Here is a 20,633-nt window from a genome sequence, read left to right as displayed (position 1 = left end):
CCGATCGTGCCGTTCCCTATTGCCGCTGACGCATGATGCGCAGGGCGGCGCGGGAGGCCTGGCGGACATGGTGCTGCGAGGCCTTGCTGGCGGCGGATTCATCGCGCGCGCAGAGGGCCTCGTATATCCGGGTCAGTTCGTCGAGCGTCTCTGGCAGGCGGTCGGGCTCGGACAAGGACGTCCGGCGCAGCAGCACGATGCGGTTGTGCAGGAGCTTGAGCATCGAGCTCAGGACCTTATTGCCACTGCCTTCCAGGATGGTGTCGTAGAAGTCGCTGCTGAGTTCCAGCGTGCGCACCACGTCGCCGGCCTGGGCGGCGCGCTTCAGGTCGACGAAAACCTCCTGCAGCTTGCGGACATGGGCGCTGGAGGCCCGCAGCGCGAAGCCCATGCAAGCCTGCGCCTCCAGTATCCCGCGGACTTCGTAGATTTCTTCGGCATCCTCGTAGGAGAGCACCGACACGACCGGACCACGGTTGGGCACCAGGGTTACCAGCCCTTCCGCCTCGATCTGCCGCAGCGCTTCACGCAGCAGCGTACGGCTGACGCCCAGCGTCTCCATGAGCTGGCGCTCCTTCAGACGTTCGCCTGCGTCGTACCTGCCCGACAGGATCGCCTTGCGGAGATCTTCTTCCGCCTGCTTGCGCAGGGGCGTTGCGCTCTCGGCGCCGTTCACGGCGTTGTCGCTCATCGCGAGAGCTCCCCGGCCGGCGTGGTGGCGACGATGCGGGTGTAGATCTCCGTCGTGCGCGCCAGTTCGCGCGCGAGCGCGTCCGGGGTGGAGCCAACCCAGTCGTAGCCCTGGGCGACGAGACGGCTGCGGAAGGACTGGTTCTCGCCCAATGTCTTAGCCACACCGGCCAACCGATCGAGGAGCGGCGCCGGCGTGCCCTTGGGCCCGAAGAGACCGAACCAGCCGTTGAATTCGAGCTGGGGCACGCCCTGCTCCTTGAACGTCGGTACATCGGGCAAAAGCTGCGTCCGCCTCTCGCCGCTCACCGCGAGCAGCCGGATCCTGCCGAGCTTCGTCATCGCGTCGAGCGCGCTGGTCGTGAGGAACACCGAATCGACGTGTCCGGCCAGCAGGTCGGTGATGGCCTGGGCCGACCCCTTGTAAGGAACGTGCTCCAGCTTCGCCCCGGTCGCGCCCGCCAGCACCAGCCCATAAAGGTGGGCAGAGGAGCCTGCACCGAACGTGCCGTAGGTGACCGGCTTCTGCCGTGCCGCCGCGATCGCCTCCTGCAGCGTCTTCCAGGGCGAGGTCGCCAACACCGCCCACGCCGTCGCGGTCTCGGCCAGCAGCGTGGCCGGCGCAAAGTCGGCCACCGGGTCGACGTCGCCGCGATGGATCAGCGGGCCGAGCGCATGGGTGCTCGACGTGCCCAGCAGGAAGGTGGCGCCGTCCGGCTTCTGCCGCGCGACATGGCGGTTGGCTATGACGCCGTTGGCGCCGGGCTTATTGTCGACGACGAACGTCGTGCCCGGCAGGAGCGGTGCCGCGGCGTTGGCGAATTCGCGCGCGAGCTGGTCGGCGCCGCCGCCCGGGGCGAAGGGCACGACCAGCGACACGAGCGGCGGAAAGGCAGCGCCCTGTGCCCGAGGCGCTGTGGGACGCCCGAGGCCGGCCGCCGCGGCGGCGGTCGCAGCCGCCAGGGCCGACATGTTGAACAACCTGCGCTTCATCGTGAACCTCCGGAGTTCGCCTCAGACAGTGGCGATGGGCGTCACGGGAGAGCCCACCGCGCCCGGGAGATTGAGGGGCGGCGCCGTCAGCAGGAAGCGATTCCTTCCGTTCTTCCGCAGCCAGGCGGCGAGGTCGCGCAGGAACCACAGCTCGCCGAGGTGGATGCCGTTCCTGAACAGACAGTGTTCGTGCAGCGGCAGCAGCGCGTGGGAGGTCTGCGGCGCGTCCTTCGCCATCAGCTCGACGGCGAAATTGTCGGAAATCAGCGCCGCGATGCCGGTATCGGTGATCCAGGAGAGGAGCCGCCTGTCGCGGCCGTCGAGACCGGCACAGGAACGCTGCAGGACCGCCGCGTCGGGCTTGCCGGCCATGCCGAGGATCAGCTCGTCGAGACCGGCGTAGAAGCACACCATGTCGCCCTTCTCGATCTCGACGCCGTCCTTCTCGAGGATGCGCTGCAGATCGTCATAGCCGACCGCGTGGTTCTCCCGGCCGTAATGGTGTGCGAGGTCGACCAGCACGGCCCGCCCCTGTACGCCATGGCGCGCCATGTTCTCGATGCCGAGCACATCGGCGCGCGGGTTCTCGTAGGTCGCCCAGGCCTCGCTGCGCTCGCAGCGCTCCGCCACCGTCAGGCCATGCCGTGGACGATAGCCGTTGTAGAAGGTGATCTCCGGCTTTCCGCTGCCGTCGGAGTCGAACAGGCTGCCCATGTGGGCGAGCCCGTCCCACTGCGTCGAATACTGCGTGTGCAACAGCACAACGTCGTCGGACACGACGTCGGTGAGCAGCGGATTGTCGCGCTGCAGGGCAAAGCAGAAACACTGCTCGCCCGCGCTCTTGCCGGCCCGTAGCGTGGCGAAGCGGCGCGGCGGATGGCGGCTCGGATGCAGAGCATTGCCGCCCGGCAGGTCGAGCGGCAGCGACAGGCTGAAGGTCTGCCCCGTCCGCGCCTCGGCCAGGCCTTTCAGCACTTGCTCGCGGCCGACCAGGTTCATCGCGCCGAGCTGGTCGTCGGAACCGAACTCACCCCAGTTCGACCCGTCCGGCCGGCGGCTCCAGCGCGCGGTCATACCTTGCCCTCGTAACCCTGGCGTTTCGCTTCCACGCGTTCCGCCGCCTTGGCCGCCTGCACGCTGGCACGCTGGCCGATTCGTTCCAGGTAGGCCGAGAGGTTGGGCCACGGCGCGAGATCGATGTCGTGATAGTGCGTCCACATGGCGATCGCGTAGCAATGGGCATCGGCGATGGTGAAGACCGGTCCCGTCAGGTAGTCGCGATCCGCCAGATGCTCATCGAGCAGCTTCATGCGCGACACCACGAGCTGGCGGGCCAGCGGACGGTAGTCGTCCGGCGTCGTCTTCTTGAAGAGCGGCATGAATCCGCCCTTGTGCAGGTCGGACGCGATGAAGCTCATCCACTCCATGATGCGATAGCGCCGCAGGCTACCCGGCGCGGCGCAGAGGTCGCTCTCCGGTCGCTGGTCGGCAAGGTACTGCATGATGATGGCGCCCTCGGTGAGATACTCGCCATTGGGCAGTTCGAGCGCCGGCACCTGGCCCTTCGGGTTGACCTTGTAGTAGTCGGACCCGTCGGGCAGCAGCTTGCGCGGCACGTCAACCCAGATCAGCTCGAGCGGCACGCCCAGTTCGCGGGCAACGATGTCGACCGCCAGGGAGCAGCCGCGGACTTCATGGAAGAACTTCATGGGATCTCTCTGTCGCGAAGGCGGAGGGGAATTCGCCGGATCAGGCTGCACGCGCCTTGGCCTCCAGCGCTTCCTGGACGAGCTGCGCCTCGACGGCAGCGCGCACCGAGGGACGGGCGGCAATGCGCGCCATGTAGGCTTCGAGCCTCGGCCAGGGCGAGACGTTGATCGCATGCCGCTTCGTCCAGATGACGATCGCGTAGCAATGGGCGTCGGCGATGGTGAACCGGTCGCCGACGAGATAGTCGTGATCGGCCAGATGGCGGTTCAGCCATTCCAGACGACCGGCAATGTGCTGCAGGGCGATCGGCCGGTAGTCAGGCGGCGTCGTCTTCTTGAAGAGCGGCATGAACCCGCCCTTGTGCAGGTCCGATCCGATGAAGCTCATCCACTCCAGCACGCGGTACTTCTCTGCGCCGCGCGCGGTCGAGGCGAGGTCGCTGTCCGGCCGCTGGTCGACCAGATACTGCATGATCGCCAGCCCCTCGCTGAGGAACTGGCCGTCCGGCAGCTGCAGCGACGGCACCTGTCCTTTCGGATTGATCGCGTACAGGTCGGTCCCGTCGGGCAGCAGCTTGCGCTGCATGTCGACCCAGACGATCTCGAGCGGGATGCCGATCTCGCGCGCGACGATGTCGACCGCGAGCGAACATCCATGGGATTCGTGGAAGAACTTCATGATCGTCCCTCTCACCCTCAGGCCGCCTTGGCCTGGCGCTCTGCCTCCTCGGCAGCCTTGACGGACGGGCGTGCGGCGACGCGGGCGACGTATGCCGCGAGGTTCGGCCACGGCGCGAGGTCGATGTCGTGCAGCTTCGACCACATCAGGATCGTGTAGCAGTAGGCATCCGCGACGCTGAAAGTGGCGCCGGTCAGGAACGGCTGGCTGGCCAGCACGTCGTCGAGCCACTTGAAGCGGGTGGCGAGGTTCTGCCGCGCGATCTCGCGATATTCCTGCGGCGTAGTCGGGCGGAAAAGCGGCGTGAAGCCCTTGTGCAGCTCGGTGCCCACGAAATTCAACCATTCGAGGACGCGGTAGCGCGCCATCGCACCCGGCGCCGGCAGCAGCGCGTTGCCGGGCTTGCCGTCGGCGAGGTACTGCACGATGACCGGCCCCTCGGTCAGGAACGCACCGTCGTCGAGCTGCAGCGTCGGCACTTGCCCCTTCGGGTTGACCTTGTAGTAGTCGGAACCGTCGCGCAGCTTCTTGGCGCGGACATCGACCCATTCGAGGGCGAGCGGGATGTCGAGCTCGCGCGCCACGATGTCGACGGCCAGAGAGCAGGCGTGTGGTGTGAGGTACAGTTTCATTCTCTGTCTCGCTGTGAGGGCCTGGTTCGGGATGGCGTTCAGTTCACGGTGATCTTGCGTTCGGACACGATGCGGCCGTAGCGCTCGCGGCCACGCGCGATCAGCACCGCCAGCTCCTCGGTCGAGCCGCTGCCGACATCGAAGCTCATGGCCTCGAAGGATTTGCGCAGCTCGGGCGAGGCCAGCGCCTTCTTCATCGCCGCATTGAGCGTGGCCACGATCTCGGGTGACGTCTTCGGCGGCGCCATCAGGCCGAAGAAGCCGGTGATGGACAGGTCGGGCAGACCCGCCTCCTTCGCCGTCGGCACGTCGGGCAGCGCCGGATCGCGCGTCTCGCTGGTCACCATCAGCGGCACGAGCTGCCCCGATTTGATCTGCGCGAGCAGCGGCGCCAGCACCTCGTCCATCAGCTGGGCGTCGCCGTTGATCACCGCGTCGCGCGCCGAGATCGACCCCTTGTAGGGAACGTGGACGAATTTCGTGCCCGTCGCCGCCATCAGGATCTCGCCCAGCAGGTGGTTGCTGGAGCCGATGCCCGCCGAGGCGAAGTTCAGGACGTCGGGCTTGGCGCGAGCCTGGTCGAGCAGTTCGGCCAGGGTTCGCGCGCCGGTCGCCCGCGACGTGACGAACACGAAGGGCTGCAGTGCGCCCAGACTCACCGGCACCAAAGTCGTCAGGTAGGTCTGGTCGGGGTACAGCACCGGCGCGACCGCCAGGGTGCTGCCGCTGCCCCACAGCAGCGTGTAACCGTCGGGCTCCGAGGTGGCGACGCGGCGCGTGCCGATGCGCCCACCCGCCCCCGGCTGGTTCAACACGACCACCGGCTGGCGAAGGATATCCGACAGGGCCTTGGCGACGACGCGCGCCGACACATCGGTCGATCCGCCCGCCTCGAACGGCACGACGATGGTCACAGCACGCTCGGGATAAGTCCCGGCCATTGCCGGTCCCGAGAGAAGAAGCGCCATCGCGGCGCAGGTACGCACGACCCTCCGAAGCAACCCTGTCATAGCCACCCCCTTCGCTGTCGAAGGCAAAGGTACGACGATTTTGTTTCAATACACAAGTCTAGTACTACAATTTTGTTGAAAGAGCCTGTTTGGGCAGGCAAAGATGCTCTGGATGGCCCGCAGAATGGGGCGAATCCCGGATCAACCCGGGATCGGACGACGATGGAGGAGCGGAAATGAAGGGTACGATTCTCGTTGGAACGGCGAGTCAGGGCTTCCTGCGCAGCGTCGACGATGGCGCGACCTGGCACCGTCTGGGCCTCAAGGAGGCCATCGAGTTCGACGGCGTCGTGCGCAGCGTCGTGGTCGATCCCCACGATCCCAAGGTGGTCCTGGCCGGCACCGATTCAGGCCTGTGCATCAGCACCGATGGCGGCGCGCACTTCTCGCTCGTCGACTCGCCGATGAACGGTCAGGCCGTATGGTCGATCGCGATCGATCCCGCCAACCCGTCCTACATTTATGCCGGAACGGGCGCGCCCTCGCGCGCGGCCATTTTCCGCTCGACCGATGCCGGTAAGAGCTGGCAGCGCCTCTCGCCCGAGATTCCGGAGTTCTGCCAGGGTGTGAACCGGCCGCGAATCCTCACGATCTACATCGACCCGTCCGATACCGCACAGGTCTGGTTCGGCGTCGAGGAAGGCGGCCTGTGGCGCAGTGGCGATCACGGCGCCACGTGGCAGCGTCTCGATCCCGAGTGCGGCATCACCAATTCCGACATCCACTGCATCTCGATGCTTCCAGCGAGCGGCCAGCAGCCGCACCGGATCTTCGTCGCGACCGTCAACTCGGTCTTCACCAGCACCGACGGCGGCAAGGCTTGGACCGGCGCGGCCTCGAAGGATCGTTTCGAAGGACTTTACTACACGCGAGCCGTCCAGCCGCTGGCCGGAGACGACGCGTTGATGCTGGCGGTCGGCGACGGCACGCCCGGCACGAAGAGCCGCCTGTACCGCTCGACCGACCGTGGCGACAGCTGGGTCCCCGCCCTGCTCCATGCCGAGCCGAACTCGACCTTCTGGGCTTTCGGCCTGCATTCCGCGGACCCGGCCCTGGTGTTCGCCGGCACCAAGTACGGCGACCTCTTCCGCTCGCTCGACGGCGGCCGAAGCTGGTTCAAGGAATGGCGTGCCTTCCCGGAAATCACGGCGGTCGCCTGGACGCCCTTCGAGGCACCCGTCCGCGCCCATCCCCGCTCGATCACCTGACCGCCACGCGCCGGCGACGCCCCCTTCCACCTGAAGACAAACGGAACATGCGCACCAATAATCTCGGCGAATTCCATATCCGCAAATGGTACCTGCAAATTGAGGATACCCTGGCCAACGAGACCGGGGCGCTGGCCGACGGCGATCCGGTCCGCAAGATCGTCATCGGGGCCGCCCTGCACAATCCGCACGCCGGCCGGTTCGTCGGTGATCTCGGCGACTCGGTGCGGGCCTCCGAGGCGCTCGGCCGGGAGTTCGGGAGGCGCATCCGCGAGACGCTGGGCAACGAGCAGGTCGCGAGCTACGGCAAGGCCTGCCTGGTGGGCTCGGCCGGCGAATACGAGCACGGCAATGCCTTGCTGACGACGGTCTTCGCCGATCCCGTGCGCGATGCGATCGGCGGAGCAAAGTCCTGGATTCCGTCGACCGGAAAGCGTGGCGCGCCCGGTGCGTCGATCGACATTCCTCTCGCCCACAAGGACGAGCTTTATGTACGCTCGCACTACGACACGATCAGCGCCATGTTCGCGGACGCCCCGAACGCGGACGAGATCGTCATCGCCTTCGCGTGCGCCACGCGCGGGCGACTGCATGCACGCCTCGGCGGTCTCGCCGCCGACGCGCCACGTGCCGCCTGACCGACGAGGAGGATCGCATGGCCAAGACTGAACAGGAATCGCGGGGATACAGGGTCCGCACCCGCGACGGCCTGTCCCTGCGCGTACTGGAATGGGGGGCTCCCGACGCGGCGCCCATCGTCATGCTGCATGGGATTCGGGGCTACGCCCGGACCTTCGCCGGGTTGGCGCAGGCGCTCCAGCCCGGCTTCCGCACCATCGCCTGGGACCAGCGCGGCCGCGGCGCCAGCGACTGGGATCCGGCGGGCAACTATTACAACGATACCTATGTCCGCGACATCGAGGATGTGGTCGAGCATCTCGGCCTCGGCCGCTTCGACCTACTTGGCCATTCGATGGGGGGCATCGCCGCCTATGTCTATGCCGCGTCTCATCCCGACAAGATCCGGCGGCTGATCATCGAGGATGCCGGCCCGGGCGCCTCGGAGGACAGCTCGGGCTCCGCTCGCATTCGCCAGGAACTGCTTTCGGCCCCCCGTTCCTTCGAAAGCTGGGATGCTGCCGTCACCTTCATGCGCAACCTGCGCCCGAGCGTCACCGAAGAGGCGCGCCTCGACCGGTTGCGCAACATGCTGAAGCAGCATCCCGACGGAACGTGGGGCTGGCAGTACGACCATGATGGAATCGCCCGCGCCCGGCTCGATCCGGACCCGTCGCGCCGGGTCGACCTGTGGCCGCATGTCGAGGCGCTGCGCGCTCCCACGCTGGCGCTGCGCGGCGGCCGCTCGGATTATTTCAAGCGCGAGACCGCCGAGGCGATGACCGCACGCAATCCGCTGGTGCGCTGGAACGAAGTGGCCGATGCCGGCCACTATATCCACGACGACCAGCCCGAGGTCGTAAAGGCCCTCGTCTCCGGCTTCCTCGCCGAATAGGCCCCTGACGAGGTGCTCTGACGCTCAGAGCACCTTGCCGGTGCTGTCGTCGATCAGGTGCATGTTGCTGAGGTCCGCCCGGAGCTTCATGGACTGTGCCGCCGCCGCGCCCGCATTCGGATTGACGCGGCCGCAGATTTCCCGGCCGTTGACGGTAAAGTAGACCAGCGTCTCCATACCCATCGGCTCGACGACGTCGATCAGCATGTCGAAATCGTGCTGGTTGGGCTCGGTGTGGGGCCTCGTCTCCATGATGTGCTCGGGCCGCAGCCCCAGCATCAGGTTCGGCTGGCCGACGTGGGGCGTATAGCGCGCCGTGCGGTCGGCCGGCACCGGGAAAGACAGTGTGTCGTTCAGGCGAACACGTAGCGCGCCTGCCGCCTGCTCGAGCTGGCAGGTGATGAAGTTCATGGCGGGCGAGCCGATGAAGCCCGCGACGAACTTGGTCGCCGGCGAGTGGTAGAGATCGTTCGGCGAGCCGACCTGCTCGATCAGGCCGCCGTTCATCACCACCACGCGGTCCGCCAGGGTCATCGCCTCGACCTGGTCATGGGTCACGTAGACCGTCGTGGTGCGGACCTTCTGGTGGACCTTCTTGATCTCGGTGCGCATCTGCACGCGCAGCTTGGCGTCGAGATTGGACAGCGGCTCGTCGAACAGGAACACCTTGGGATCGCGTACGATCGCGCGGCCCATGGCGACACGCTGACGCTGGCCGCCGGAGAGCTGCTTGGGCTTGCGATCCAGCAGCTCGGTGATGTCGAGGATCTGCGCGGCCTGCTTCACCCGCTGGTCGATCACATCCTTCGGAGTCTTCTTGAGCTTCAGGCCGAACGACATGTTCTCGTAGACGTTCATGTGCGGATAGAGGGCGTAGTTCTGGAACACCATGGCGATGTCACGATCCTTCGGCGGGACGTCGTTGACGACGTGGCCGCCGATCGCGATGTCGCCGCCGCTGATCTCCTCGAGCCCCGCGATCATGCGGAGCGTGGTGCTCTTGCCGCAGCCCGACGGGCCGACCAGGACGATGAACTCCTTGTCGCTGATGTCGAGGTCGATGCCCCGGACGGCGAGGACTTCGTCGTACTTCTTGACGACTTTACGCAACGTTACCTGAGCCATGTGTCGACTATCCCTTTGTCGCGCCCGCGGTCAGACCCGCAATGTAGTAATCCATGAGGAAGGCGTAGATGATGAGCGGTGGCGCCGCGCCGAGCAGCGCGCCCGTCATGATCTGCCCCCAGTTGAAGACGTCGCCCTTGATCAGCGTCGTGATGATGCCTACTGGCAGCACCAGCTCGCTGGTCGAGGTGGTGAAGGCCAGCGGGTAGAGAAACTGCGCCCAGGCGACGGTGAAGGTGAAGATCGTCGCCGCGATGATCCCGGGCAACGCCACCGGGATGAATATCTTCGTCAGGGTCTGCATCCAGGTGGCGCCGTCGATCAGCGCTGCCTCGTCCAGCTCCTTCGGAATCGAGGCGAAATAACCGATCATGATCCAGGTCGCGAACGGCACCGTCAGCGTCGGATAGAGGATGATCATCGTCCACCAGTGATTCATCAGCTGGATGCCCAACACCTCATTGACCCAGGCAAACATCTTGAACAGCGGGATGAACAGCAGGGTTTCCGGGATGAGGTAGGTCAGGAAGACGCCGGTCGCCAGGGTGGCCGATCCCCAGAATTTCATGCGGGCGAGCGCAAAGGCGGCGACCACGCTGATCAACATGGTCATGATGACGACGCAAATCGACACGATCGCCGAGTTCCGGAAGAACACCAGGAAGTGGTTCTGCGAAAGCAGGTCGATGTAATTCTGCAGCGTCGGATTGCTGATCCACCAGGGGTTGGTCGCCGCCGAGATCTCTGCGCTGGTCTTCAGCGAGGTGATTAGCATGTAGATCGGCGGCATCAGGAAGAAGATGGCGAACAGCACGAGGAAGAAATAGGACCAGCGCAGCGCCCAGGTCCGGTCGCGGCTCATGCTGCCGTACTTGGGACGGGTCGGCTCCCCGGTGGCGATTGCGGCGTTTGCCATCAGACTTCACTCCCCCGCTTGGTGATGTCGCGCAGGATGAACGTCGCGGCGACGGCCAGGATGGGCACCATGAACAGCGACACGGCGGCGCCGAGCGGAATGTCTCCGCCCTCGATGCCGACACGAAACGCCCAGGTGCCGAAGATGTGCGTGCTGTTGAGCGGACCGCCCGCCGTCAGCACGCGTACGATGTCGAAATTGGCAAAGGTTACGATCAGCGAGAACAGCGCGGTGATCGCGATGATGTTGCGCATCATCGGCAGGGTCACGTACCAGATGCGCTGCCACCAGGTGGCGCCGTCGATCGAGGCCGCCTCATAGAGCTGCTCGGGCACCGACTTCAGCGCCGCGAGGTACATGATCATGAAGAACGGCGAGCCGATCCAGACATTGACCAGAATAACCGAAAAGCGGGCCCAGCCGGCCTCGCCGGTCCATGGAATGGCCTCGAAGCCGAAAATCGCCAGGAGCCAGTTGAGGGCGCTGTAGGACGGATCGAACAGCCACAGCCAGGCGAGCGTGCTCATGGCCGGCGGGATCACCCACGGCACGAGCAGCATGCCGCGCCACTTGCGCTGGCCCTTCGAGGGGATGTTATGGACGAAGTGGGCGACCACGAAGCCAATGATCGCCTTGAAGATCACCGCAGTGATGGCGAACAGGCAGGACTGGTAGACGACCAGCCAGAACGTATCGCGGCCGAAGAGGAACTCGAAGTTCCCGAAGCCGACGAAGCGAGTCATGCCCTTGTTGAGAGTCGCAAGGTAGACCGCGTAGCCCGCCGGATAGGCCACCAGGATGGAGATCAGGAGGATCAGCGGCAGCGCCATAAGAAAGGCGATGGTCGACTTGCGCTGCATGAGCTTGTGCAGGCCACTGCGTTGCTGTGACGGGTGCTCGGCCGGGTTGCGGGCGGCGATGTCTGCCATCGGGTACTCCAGGCCCACCGGGCCGTGCGGGAAACGCCAAGTAGAAACGAGCCGACAAGCCGAACCGGGCCGCCGCGATGGAAGCGGAGCAACCTGCCAATTTCAGGTTGCGCCGCTATCCTCTCGAACCGGCGTTGAAGACCGATTCCGGGCCGATCGGCGACCGCCCGCCGATCCTCTCGGGGACCGGCGGGCGACGCGTCGCATCAGTTGCGGGTGAAGCCCTCGAGCTCCCTGGCCGCCCAATCGATGGTCTTGTCCATCGCTTCGCCCTTGGCGTAGCGCACGACCATCTGTGTCTGGATGGCCTGGGTGTAGATCTGCTCGGCGATCTTGTGCGGCGCGGGCGCGGCTGCGATCGAGAGCGTCTGGTGGTTGTGCGGGTTAGGGTAGTGGTAGAGCGTGCCCTTGGGAGGCGACTCTTCGGCCCAGACCTTGAAGGTGGTGAGCTTCTCGAACGCCGGCAGGTCATAACCCTGCGAGGCGTTGGTCATCTTCTCCGCGGAGCTTGCCTGCGAGAGGAAGGTGATCAGGCTCTTTGCCGAAGCCTGGTTCTTGCTGAAGTTCCAGATGCCCCAGAAGTAGGGCAGGAACGGCGCATAGCGGCCCTTCGGCCCGGCCGGGAAGCCGTGCGTCCAGAGCTGCTCGGCGATCTGCGGTGCGTCGCGTTTGGCGACGGCCCAGGCGCTGGGCGGGTTCATGATCAGCGAGCCTTGGCCCGACACAAGGAACTTGTTGTTCGAGGCGTCGTCCCACGACGGCACGTCGGGCGGCAGGAACTGCATCAGCTTCTTGTAATAGTCGAGCACCTGGCGGACCTGGTCGTTCTTCACGACGATGTCGCCCTTGGCGTTGACGAGCTGCGCACCGAAGGCGTGGAACAGCGCGCCGGCGCTGTCGACACTGTCCGAGGTCGCGCCGAGGCCGATGCCGAACGGGTTGCCACCTTTGTGGCAGGCTTCCGCCGCCTTGAGGAAGTTGTCGAGGTTCCAGGCGTCGGCCTTGGGGGCCGCTCCGGCTGGGTACATCGCCTGGATGTCGATGCCGGCATGCTTCTTCAGCAGGTCGATACGCGAGCACGGGCCCTTGATCTGGCTACCGGAGGTCGCCGGCACGGCAAGCCACTTGCCGTTCAGCTTGCCGAGATACTCCACGGTGCCGTTGACCGCGCCGTTCTCCTTGATGAGCGGCTCCATGACGTCGTTCATCGGGACCAACTGCTCGGCGTAGCGCGACGGCAGCCAGGTCGAGAAGGCGAGCACATCGTGACCCGATTTGGCCTGCGATTCAGCGGCCGTGGTCAGCAGCAGCTTGTTGCCCTGAGACGTGATGAAGTCCATCGAGACTTCGACCTTGTTCTTCTCGGCCCACTCGTTCACGAGAGCCTCGACCGCCTTGTTGGCGCCCGGCACCCAGTGATCCCAGAACCCGACAGAAAGCTTGCCAGCGGCATAGGCGCTGCGGACAAACGGCGCAGCCACCATGGCTGCGGATGCCGCAGCCGTACCGGCGACGAATCGACGTCGATTGACCTTCATCGAGACCATGTTTCCTCCTCTGAGCCGATTTTGACCGGCAAATTAATCCCAGCCCGCGCTGACGCTCGGGCACTGGCTCTCATTCGGAGCCTTGAGGCGATGCTATGCACAAGACGCCGGGCAAGCAACGCATTTTGACATGGGATTTGGAATCGAGCGGCATTTGACAGGTTGCAGCGAGACCCGGATGCTCCGCGACCCGACCCGTCGCGAGACCTGCAATTCCTGCGAGAATTTTCTGTGAATTGCGTCCCGATCGAACTCCATCGCCGGACTTCCCGGCACCAGAATTGAAAGAAGCGTTTGCCTCCTCATGAATACCGCTCCGATCACTAATCCCTGGCTCGCCGCCGTCGCTCCCTCGCCCATCGGCGAAACCAAGCGCTGGGTGCTGGGGCGCACTTTCCCCGCCGACCGGCCGCTGATCGACCTCAGCCAGGCGGTACCGGGCTATCCGCCCGCGCTGGAACTGCGCCAGCATCTGGGCGAACTGCTGCTCGACCCTTCGATGCACGGATACACGCCGATCCTCGGCCTGCCCGTTCTGCGCGAGGCCTATGCCGGACATCTTTCCGAATTCTACGGTGCGCCGATCACGCCCGCGGAAGTCGGTATCACGTCGGGTTGCAACCAGGCCTTCTGCCTCGCCCTGATGAGCATCGCCAAGGCGGGCGATCAGGTGATCGTGCCGCGGCCGCACTACTTCAATCACGATATGTGGATGCGCATGCAGGGGATCGAGCCGGTGCCGCTCGACTTCCGGCCGGGCTCCGGCGCCGTGCCCAGCGCGGAGGATGCCGAGAAGCTGATCGGGCCGCGCACCCGCGCGATCATCCTGATCTCGCCCAACAATCCGACGGGTGCGGTCTATCCGCCCGAGACGATCCACGCCTTCTTCGAGCTTGCGAAAAAGCATGGCATCGCCCTCCTGCTCGACGAGACCTACAAGGACTTCCTTCCCGCCGGCGAGCGCCCGCACGATCTCTTCAGCCGGCCGGACTGGCGCGGCACCTTGGTGCACCTCTACAGCTTCTCCAAAGTGTTCGCGCTGACCGGCTATCGCGTCGGCGCCGTCACCGCGGGCGCGGGTCTGATGGTGGAGATCGAGAAGGCGATGGACTGCGTTTCGATCTGCCCGCCGCGGCTTGCGCAGGAGGCCGCGCTGTACGGCCTGCGCAACCTGCTGCCGTGGGCGCGGAACAACACCGCCGGCCTCAAGGCGCGAGCCGACCTGCTGGGCCAGGGTCTCGAACGCTCCAACCGCTGGCGCCTCGTCAGCATCGGCGCCTATTTCGCCTACGTCGAACACCCTTTCGCCGGGACACCCTCGACCGAGGTCTCGAAGCGCATGGCCGACGAGGAGAACCTGCTCACCATCCCCGGCGACATGTTCGGCGCCGGGCAGGAACGCTTCATCCGTATCGCCTTCGCCAACGTCACGGACGACAAGATTCCGACGGTCCTGGAGCGGCTGGAGCGTTTCGGCGTCTAGGGAGGACGCGACGCGTCACGCCGTGCGGAGAATCTTCTCCATCGGCTTTCCCTTCGCCAATTCGTCGACGAGTTTGTCGAGGCAGCGGATCTCGCGCATGATCGGCTCCTCGATCTCCTCGACGCGGACGCCGCAGACCACGCCCTTGATGAGGGCGCGTGAGGGGTTGGGCTTGGGTGCCTTGGCGAAGAAGGTTTCAACATCGACCTCCTTGCTCAACTGGGCTTCCAACGCCTTCGCACCGTAGCCGGTGAGCCAGGAGAGGATGCGGTCGACCTCTGCCCTGGTGCGCCCTTTTCGCTCCGCCTTCGCGACCAGGGCAGCGTAAACCTTCGCGAAGACCATCGTGTAGATGCGATGCTTTGCCATGATCGCGATGCTAGCCTATCCGCCGCCGCCATCAACGATGCGAAGAGGTACGCGCCATGCCCCACGCCACCACGCCCGACGGGGTGAAGCTGTATTACGAGGAAGCCGGCAGCGGCACGCCGATCCTCTTTGTCCACGAATATTGCGGCGACTGGCGCGCCTGGGAGCCGCAGATGCGCTTTTTCGCACGCCGCCACCGCTGCATCACCTATTCCTTCCGCGGCTATCCCGGATCCGACGTGCCGCCGAACGGCGACATGTACGGCCAGCAGCCGGCGGTCGATGACGCCAGGCACATGCTCGATCATCTCGGGATCTCGAAGGCTCATATCGTCGGCCTCTCGCAGGGTGCGTTCGCGACGGTCCACTTCGGCCGATGCTATGCCGACCGCGTCCTCTCGCTGACCCTCGCGGGCGTGGGGTCCGGCGCCGGCCGCGACGGGCACGAGCAATTCAAGAAGGATGCCGTGACGACGGCCGGCCTCATCCGCAAGGACGGCATGGCGAAGTATGCCGAGAGCCTGACGACCAATCCGACACGCTCGCGCTTCAGGCTAAAGGATCCGCGCGGCTTCGACGAGTTCACGAAGCATCTCTCCGAACACCCTGCCGTCGGCGCCGCCAACACCATGGAGAACTACCAGGGCAAGCGGCCCTCGCTCTACGACTTCGAGGAGGAGTGGAAGGCGCTCGACCTGCCGACGCTGATCGTCTGCGGCGACGAGGACGATCCCTGCCTGCAGCCCAGCCTTTACCTGAAGCAGGTCCTGCCGAACGCCGGCCTCGCGATGTTCGCCAAGACCGGCCATGCGGTGAACCTCGAGGAGCCGGACGCCTTCAACCGTGAGCTCTGGAACTTCATCGTGCTTGTCGAATCCGGCAAATGGACGCCGCGGCAGCCTGCAGCGAAGGACGCCGGCCTTATCTGACCGTCACGGCGTGATTGAGCGGCCCGTGACCGCGCCCGAAACCGGGCGCGGTTTCGATGGCCTTGCGGACATAGTCGCGCGCCCGCGCGACGGAATCGTGCAACGTCATGTTCTGGGCAAGGCCCGCCGCGATCGCGGATGCGAGCGTGCAGCCCGTGCCATGGGTGCTGCGGCTCACGATCCGCGCATCCTCGAAGCGGTCGAACCTGCCGTCGTGGAACAGCAGGTCGACAACGCGATCGCCCTCCAGATGACCGCCCTTCATCAGCACCGCACCGGCGCCCAGGTCGACCAGCCGTTCGGCGGCACGCTTCATGTCGGCCTCACCCCTCACCGGGAAGCCCACCAGCACTTCCGCTTCAGGAAGGTTGGGCGTGATCAGGGCCGCCATCGGCAGCAGCGTGTCGCGCAGCGCGGCTTCGGCTTCGGTCAGAAGCAGCCGGTGTCCGCCCTTGGCCACCATCACCGGATCGACGACCAGCGGCACGCCGGGCGCATGCCTGGCGATGCCGGCTGCGACCACGGCGATCACTTCAGCGCTGTGCAGCATGCCGGTCTTGAGCGCGTCGGCACCGATGTCGCTCAGCACGACCTCGATCTGCTGCGCGATGAAGGCCGGCTCGATCCCGACCACGCCATGCACGCCTTCGGTATTCTGGGCCGTAAGGGCCGTGATGGCCGTCGCCGCGAAGCCGTCCATCGCCGTGACCGCCTTGATGTCGGCCTGGATACCCGCCCCGCCGCCGGAATCGGAGCCGGCAACGATCAGCACCCGGCCCTTCATGCCGCCTGCCGGGGGATTGCGTCGATGATCTGGTCGACCACGCTGCGCACGAGTTCGGAATCGTCGCCCTCGGCCATCACGCGGATCAACGGCTCGGTGCCGGACTTGCGCACCAGGATGCGCCCGCCCTTGCCGAGGCGTTCTTCCCCCGAGGCAATGGCTTTGGCGACGGAGGCGGCATCCAGCGCGGCCGTCGCGTCGGCGACACGGATGTTCTTGAGCAACTGCGGCACCGGCTCGAAGGCGCGGAAGAACTCGCTGGCGGGACGGTCGCAGCGGATCAGCGCGCAGAGCGCCTGGAGGGCGGCCATCAATCCGTCGCCGGTCGTGGCGTGATCCGTCATGATGATGTGCCCCGACTGCTCGCCGCCCAGGTTAAAACCGTCGGCGCGCATGCGCTCCAGCACGTAACGGTCGCCGACCTGCGTGCGCACGAGCTTCAGTCCCCGCACCTCGAGGTAGCGCTCCAGCCCTAGGTTGGACATGACGGTCGCGACGACACCGCCGCCCGAGAGCAGGTCGCTCTGCTTCCATTGATCGGCGATCGTGGCCATGAGTTGGTCGCCGTCGATCACGCGGCCGGTCTCGTCGACCAAAATGACGCGATCGGCATCGCCGTCGAGGCCGATGCCGATATGGGCATGATGCGCGACGACTTGCTCCTGCAGCACGCCGGGATGCGTCGAGCCGCAATTGCCGTTGATGTTGAAACCATCCGGCGCGACACCGACGCGAACGACCTCGGCGCCGAGTTCGGTGAGCACGGTGGGCGCGACCTTGTAGGCGGCACCATTGGCACAGTCGACGACGACCTTGAGCCCACTGAGGTCGAGACCTCGCGGGGCCGATGCCTTGACCGACTCGATGTAGCGGCCCTGGACGTCGTCGAGCCGCTTGGCCCGGCCGATCGCGGCGGCGTCGGCAAGGGCGAGGTCGGAGGGTCTCATCACCAGCGCCTGGATCTCGCTCTCGACCGCGTCGGACAGTTTGAAGCCGTCCGGCCCGAACAGCTTGATGCCGTTGTCCTCGTAGGGATTGTGCGACGCGGAGATCATCACGCCGACATCGGCCCGCATCGACCGGGTCAGGAAGCCGACGGCGGGCGTGGGAATAGGCCCCAGCAGGAAGACGTCCACCCCCACCGAGAGGAAGCCGGCCGTCAGGGCCTGCTCCAGCATGTATCCCGACAGGCGCGTATCCTTGCCGATCACGGCACGGTTGCGGTGGGCGCCGCGGTGGAAGACCTGGCCGGCGGCCATGCCGATGCGCATCGCCATCTCGGCGGTCATCGGGGCGGTATTGGCACGACCGCGAACGCCGTCGGTGCCGAAGAGTGAACGAGCCATTAGTGTAGTTTTACCGCATCGCCTCGAACACGGCGAGGGTCTGCCGGGTCGCCACGACGTTGTGAACGCGGACAATCGAGGCGCCGCGACGCACGGCTTCCACCCCCAGCCAGGCCGATGCAGGATCGCGATCAGCAGGCTTTTCGAGGCCCGTCAGCCGGCCGATGAAACTCTTGCGGGAGCAGCCGATCAACACCGGATAGCCCTCCTCCATCAGGCGCTTCGTGCCGACAATCAGCGCGAGTTCCTCCTCGACCTTCTTGCCGAAACCGAGGCCGGGATCGAGGGCGATGCGCTCCCGCTCCACGCCTGCCGCCTCACAGGCTGCGGCGCGATCGAGCAGGAACCGGCGAACATCCTCGACGACGTTGTCGTAGGCCGGCCCGGCATAGCGCTCCTCCGGTCGGCCGCGACGGTGCATCAACACGACGGATGCCTTGCTTCGGACGACCAGCGGCAGCATCGCTTCGTCATCGCGCAGTGCCGATACGTCGTTCACGATGCGCGCACCGGCTGCCAATCCCGCTTCGGCAACGAAGGCGCGACGCGTATCGAGGGAAACGACTGCGCCGTGGCGAACCAGGCCTTCGACGACGGGCAGAACCCGCCGGCATTCCTCCTCGGGAGAGACGGCGGCCGAGCCGGGGCGTGTGGACTCCCCGCCGACATCCAGGATGTCGGCTCCCTCCGCCACAAAGCGCAGGCCATCGTCGAGGGCCCGCGCCGGGTCGAGGCGTTCACCGCCGTCGGAGAAGGAGTCGGGCGTCACATTCACGATCGCCATCACGAGAGGGCGATCGAGGGCGAGGCCCGCGAAGCGTCGGATCAAACGCCCGGCTGAGGCTCGGGGTTAGCGCCTGGCGCCGGGCCGGTGGTGGTCGGGACCGAGGCGCGGCGGCGGCGATCCGACGTTCCGGCGCCGCCGGTATCGTCGCGCACGACCTTCTCGCCGCGCAGGATGGTGCCGATCTCGTCGTTGCTCAGCGTCTCGTACTCAAGCAGCGCCTTGGAAATCGTATGCAGATCCTCGAGGCGCTCGGTCAGGATCGTCCTGGCACGGCCCTCGGCCTCCTCGATCAGGCGGCGAACCTCCTGGTCGATGAGCTGGGATGTCGCCTCGGAGACGTTTTGCGTCTGGGTCACGGCATGGCCCAGGAAGACCTCCTGCTCGTTGGCCTGATAGCGCACACGGCCGAGCTTCTCGGACATGCCGTAGGCGGTGATCATGCCGCGGGCCGTCTGGGTCGCGACCTGGATGTCGCTGGCGGCGCCCGTCGTCACGTTCTCGGGGCCGAACACCAGCTCCTCGGCGAGGCGGCCGCCGAACATGATGGCCAGGCGCGACTCGAGATACTGCTTGGTGTGGCTGAGATGATCGCGTTCCGGCAGCTGCATGGTCACGCCCAAGGCGCGGCCGCGCGGGATGATCGTCACCTTGTGCAGGGGATCGCTCTTGGGAACATGCATGGCGACCAGCGCGTGGCCGGCCTCATGATAGGCCGTGAGCGTCTTTTCCTCGTCGGTCATGGCCATCGAGCGGCGCTCGGTGCCCATCAGCACCTTGTCCTTGGCGTATTCGAAATCGCCCATCGTCACGAGGCGCTTGCCGACGCGCGCGGCACGCAGGGCGGCCTCGTTCACGAGATTGGCCAGATCGGCGCCGGAGAAGCCCGGCGTACCGCGAGCCAGCACGCGCGGATCGACGTCAGGCGCCAGCGGCACCTTGCGCATGTGGACCTTGAGAATCTTCTCGCGGCCGCCGACATCGGGATTCGGCACCACGACTTGGCGGTCGAAGCGACCCGGACGCAGCAGCGCCGGATCGAGCACGTCGGGACGGTTGGTGGCGGCGATCAGGATGACGCCCTCGTTCGCCTCGAAACCGTCCATCTCGACCAGCAGCTGGTTGAGGGTCTGCTCGCGCTCGTCATTGCCGCCGCCCAAGCCGGCGCCGCGATGGCGGCCGACGGCGTCGATTTCGTCGATGAACACGATGCACGGGGCGTTCTTCTTGGCCTGCTCGAACATGTCGCGCACGCGGCTGGCGCCGACGCCCACGAACATCTCGACGAAATCGGAGCCCGAGATGGTGAAGAACGGCACGTTGGCCTCGCCGGCGATGGCGCGCGCCAGCAGCGTCTTACCGGTACCCGGAGGGCCGACCAGCAAGCAGCCCTTGGGAATCTTGCCGCCCAGCCGCTGGAACTTCTGTGGGTCCTTCAGGAAGTCGACGATCTCCTCGAGTTCGCCCTTGGCCTCGTCGATACCGGCGACGTCGTCGAACGTGACGCGGCCATGCTTCTCGGTCAGCAGGCGCGCCTTCGACTTGCCGAAGCCCATGGCGCGGCCGGTGCCGCTCTGCATCTGGCGCAGGAAGAAGATGTAGACGCCGACCAGGACGAGTACGGGCAGCCAGCTCACAAAGATGCTGCCGAGGTTCATGCCCTCTTCCGCCGGTCCCGCATCGACACGGTCGACGTTCTTGATGAGCATCGGCATCAACTGGTCGTCCGGCGGCGTGCTCGGCACATAGGTCGAGAACTTCTGCACGCCATTGCGCGGCTCGCGGAAGGTGCCGTTGATCGTGTTGCCCTGGATGCGGACATCCTGGACCTGCCGCTGCTCGACCGACCGAACGAACTCGGAATAGGAGATCGTGTTGCCCGGGGTCCGGGAAGCCCCGCCCTGGAAGACGCTGTAAAGCAGCGCGAGCAACAGGACGATGACGATCCAGAGGGCGGCGTTACGATTGAACGGGTTCACTGTGGCTT

Annotated in this window: 21 protein-coding genes; 5 read left to right on the top strand and 16 right to left on the bottom strand. The window is 65.9% G+C overall.

Annotated features, from left to right (window positions below; genetic code table 11):
• Window positions 1-16: 16 nt before the first annotated feature.
• From ACT6UX_RS19000 to ACT6UX_RS18970, 7 genes are read right to left on the bottom strand one after another with little or no spacing between them, the layout of a single operon-like run.
• A complete protein-coding gene (locus tag ACT6UX_RS19000; protein ID WP_444776720.1) occupies window positions 17-691 on the bottom strand; it encodes a GntR family transcriptional regulator in 675 nt (224 codons plus the stop codon).
• Window positions 688-1,683 carry a tripartite tricarboxylate transporter substrate binding protein gene (locus tag ACT6UX_RS18995; protein WP_444776719.1) on the bottom strand — a complete coding sequence of 332 codons (996 nt, stop codon included), beginning with the start codon at window positions 1,681-1,683 and terminating at the stop codon, window positions 688-690. Before ACT6UX_RS18995 ends, ACT6UX_RS19000 begins: the two co-directional genes overlap by 4 nt.
• Before the next feature lie 21 nt (window positions 1,684-1,704).
• A complete protein-coding gene (locus ACT6UX_RS18990) occupies window positions 1,705-2,757 on the bottom strand; it encodes a cyclase family protein (RefSeq protein WP_444776718.1) in 1,053 nt (350 codons plus the stop codon).
• A complete protein-coding gene (gene gstA / locus ACT6UX_RS18985) occupies window positions 2,754-3,392 on the bottom strand; it encodes a glutathione transferase GstA (RefSeq protein WP_444776717.1) in 639 nt (212 codons plus the stop codon). The genes ACT6UX_RS18990 and gstA (ACT6UX_RS18985) overlap by 4 nt, the downstream gene beginning before the upstream one ends.
• Before the next feature lie 40 nt (window positions 3,393-3,432).
• A complete protein-coding gene (gene gstA / locus ACT6UX_RS18980; protein ID WP_444776716.1) occupies window positions 3,433-4,071 on the bottom strand; it encodes a glutathione transferase GstA in 639 nt (212 codons plus the stop codon).
• A 17-nt stretch (window positions 4,072-4,088) separates the two neighbouring features.
• Complete coding sequence (gene gstA / locus ACT6UX_RS18975) at window positions 4,089-4,703, bottom strand: glutathione transferase GstA (RefSeq protein WP_444776715.1); 615 nt, start codon at window positions 4,701-4,703, stop codon at window positions 4,089-4,091.
• Window positions 4,704-4,741: 38 nt separating this feature from the next.
• Window positions 4,742-5,713: a Bug family tripartite tricarboxylate transporter substrate binding protein gene (locus ACT6UX_RS18970; protein ID WP_444776714.1), complete on the bottom strand. Its 972-nt coding sequence runs from the start codon at window positions 5,711-5,713 to the stop codon at window positions 4,742-4,744.
• Between the two features lie 176 nt (window positions 5,714-5,889).
• On the opposite strand from ACT6UX_RS18970, the gene ACT6UX_RS18965 reads away from it, so the two are divergent.
• Genes ACT6UX_RS18965 through ACT6UX_RS18955 form a run of 3 tightly spaced genes read left to right on the top strand, consistent with a single transcriptional unit; the run spans window position 5,890 to window position 8,434 of the window.
• Window positions 5,890-6,921: a hypothetical protein gene (locus ACT6UX_RS18965; protein ID WP_444776713.1), complete on the top strand. Its 1,032-nt coding sequence runs from the start codon at window positions 5,890-5,892 to the stop codon at window positions 6,919-6,921.
• 47 nt (window positions 6,922-6,968) lie between these two features.
• Complete coding sequence (locus tag ACT6UX_RS18960; protein ID WP_444776712.1) at window positions 6,969-7,559, top strand: amino acid synthesis family protein; 591 nt, start codon at window positions 6,969-6,971, stop codon at window positions 7,557-7,559.
• Window positions 7,560-7,576: 17 nt separating this feature from the next.
• Entirely contained in the window at window positions 7,577-8,434 is an 858-nt protein-coding gene (locus ACT6UX_RS18955; RefSeq protein ID WP_444776711.1) for an alpha/beta fold hydrolase, read from the top strand.
• Between the two features lie 24 nt (window positions 8,435-8,458).
• Here ACT6UX_RS18955 and ACT6UX_RS18950 read toward each other — a convergent pair whose 3' ends face one another.
• The 4 genes from ACT6UX_RS18950 to ACT6UX_RS18935 all read right to left on the bottom strand — a co-directional run bounded on the left by ACT6UX_RS18950 (window position 8,459) and on the right by ACT6UX_RS18935 (window position 12,951).
• Window positions 8,459-9,559: an ABC transporter ATP-binding protein gene (locus tag ACT6UX_RS18950; protein ID WP_444776710.1), complete on the bottom strand. Its 1,101-nt coding sequence runs from the start codon at window positions 9,557-9,559 to the stop codon at window positions 8,459-8,461.
• A gap of 7 nt (window positions 9,560-9,566) precedes the next feature.
• Window positions 9,567-10,475, bottom strand: coding sequence for a carbohydrate ABC transporter permease (locus ACT6UX_RS18945; protein ID WP_444776709.1), 909 nt, complete (start codon window positions 10,473-10,475; stop codon window positions 9,567-9,569).
• Complete coding sequence (locus ACT6UX_RS18940) at window positions 10,475-11,404, bottom strand: carbohydrate ABC transporter permease (protein ID WP_444776708.1); 930 nt, start codon at window positions 11,402-11,404, stop codon at window positions 10,475-10,477. The genes ACT6UX_RS18945 and ACT6UX_RS18940 overlap by 1 nt, the downstream gene beginning before the upstream one ends.
• A gap of 206 nt (window positions 11,405-11,610) precedes the next feature.
• The gene (locus ACT6UX_RS18935) at window positions 11,611-12,951 is read right to left on the bottom strand and encodes an ABC transporter substrate-binding protein (protein WP_444776707.1); all 1,341 of its coding nucleotides are present in this window, start codon (window positions 12,949-12,951) and stop codon (window positions 11,611-11,613) included.
• Between the two features lie 304 nt (window positions 12,952-13,255).
• Between ACT6UX_RS18935 and ACT6UX_RS18930 the strand changes: the two genes are divergently transcribed.
• A complete protein-coding gene (locus tag ACT6UX_RS18930) occupies window positions 13,256-14,434 on the top strand; it encodes an aminotransferase (RefSeq protein ID WP_444776706.1) in 1,179 nt (392 codons plus the stop codon).
• A gap of 15 nt (window positions 14,435-14,449) precedes the next feature.
• On the opposite strand, the gene ACT6UX_RS18925 is transcribed toward ACT6UX_RS18930, so the two are convergent.
• Complete coding sequence (locus tag ACT6UX_RS18925) at window positions 14,450-14,803, bottom strand: DUF2200 domain-containing protein (protein WP_444776705.1); 354 nt, start codon at window positions 14,801-14,803, stop codon at window positions 14,450-14,452.
• A gap of 56 nt (window positions 14,804-14,859) precedes the next feature.
• Between ACT6UX_RS18925 and ACT6UX_RS18920 the strand changes: the two genes are divergently transcribed.
• Window positions 14,860-15,732 carry an alpha/beta fold hydrolase gene (locus ACT6UX_RS18920; protein ID WP_444776704.1) on the top strand — a complete coding sequence of 291 codons (873 nt, stop codon included), beginning with the start codon at window positions 14,860-14,862 and terminating at the stop codon, window positions 15,730-15,732.
• Here ACT6UX_RS18920 and thiD read toward each other — a convergent pair.
• Genes thiD through ftsH form a run of 4 tightly spaced genes read right to left on the bottom strand, consistent with a single transcriptional unit; the run spans window position 15,725 to window position 20,625 of the window.
• Entirely contained in the window at window positions 15,725-16,516 is a 792-nt protein-coding gene (gene thiD / locus ACT6UX_RS18915; RefSeq protein ID WP_444776703.1) for a bifunctional hydroxymethylpyrimidine kinase/phosphomethylpyrimidine kinase, read from the bottom strand. The genes ACT6UX_RS18920 and thiD overlap by 8 nt on opposite strands.
• Window positions 16,513-17,862: a phosphoglucosamine mutase gene (gene glmM, locus ACT6UX_RS18910; RefSeq protein WP_444776702.1), complete on the bottom strand. Its 1,350-nt coding sequence runs from the start codon at window positions 17,860-17,862 to the stop codon at window positions 16,513-16,515. The genes thiD and glmM overlap by 4 nt, the downstream gene beginning before the upstream one ends.
• A gap of 10 nt (window positions 17,863-17,872) precedes the next feature.
• A complete protein-coding gene (folP, locus tag ACT6UX_RS18905; protein ID WP_444776701.1) occupies window positions 17,873-18,646 on the bottom strand; it encodes a dihydropteroate synthase in 774 nt (257 codons plus the stop codon).
• A gap of 41 nt (window positions 18,647-18,687) precedes the next feature.
• Complete coding sequence (ftsH, locus tag ACT6UX_RS18900; RefSeq protein ID WP_444776700.1) at window positions 18,688-20,625, bottom strand: ATP-dependent zinc metalloprotease FtsH; 1,938 nt, start codon at window positions 20,623-20,625, stop codon at window positions 18,688-18,690.
• Window positions 20,626-20,633: the final 8 nt, after the last annotated feature.

It is taken from the genome of Reyranella sp., assembly GCF_052439685.1.
In the GTDB taxonomy this organism is placed as follows: domain Bacteria; phylum Pseudomonadota; class Alphaproteobacteria; order Reyranellales; family Reyranellaceae; genus Reyranella.
This window is presented reverse-complemented; position numbering and strand designations above follow the sequence as displayed.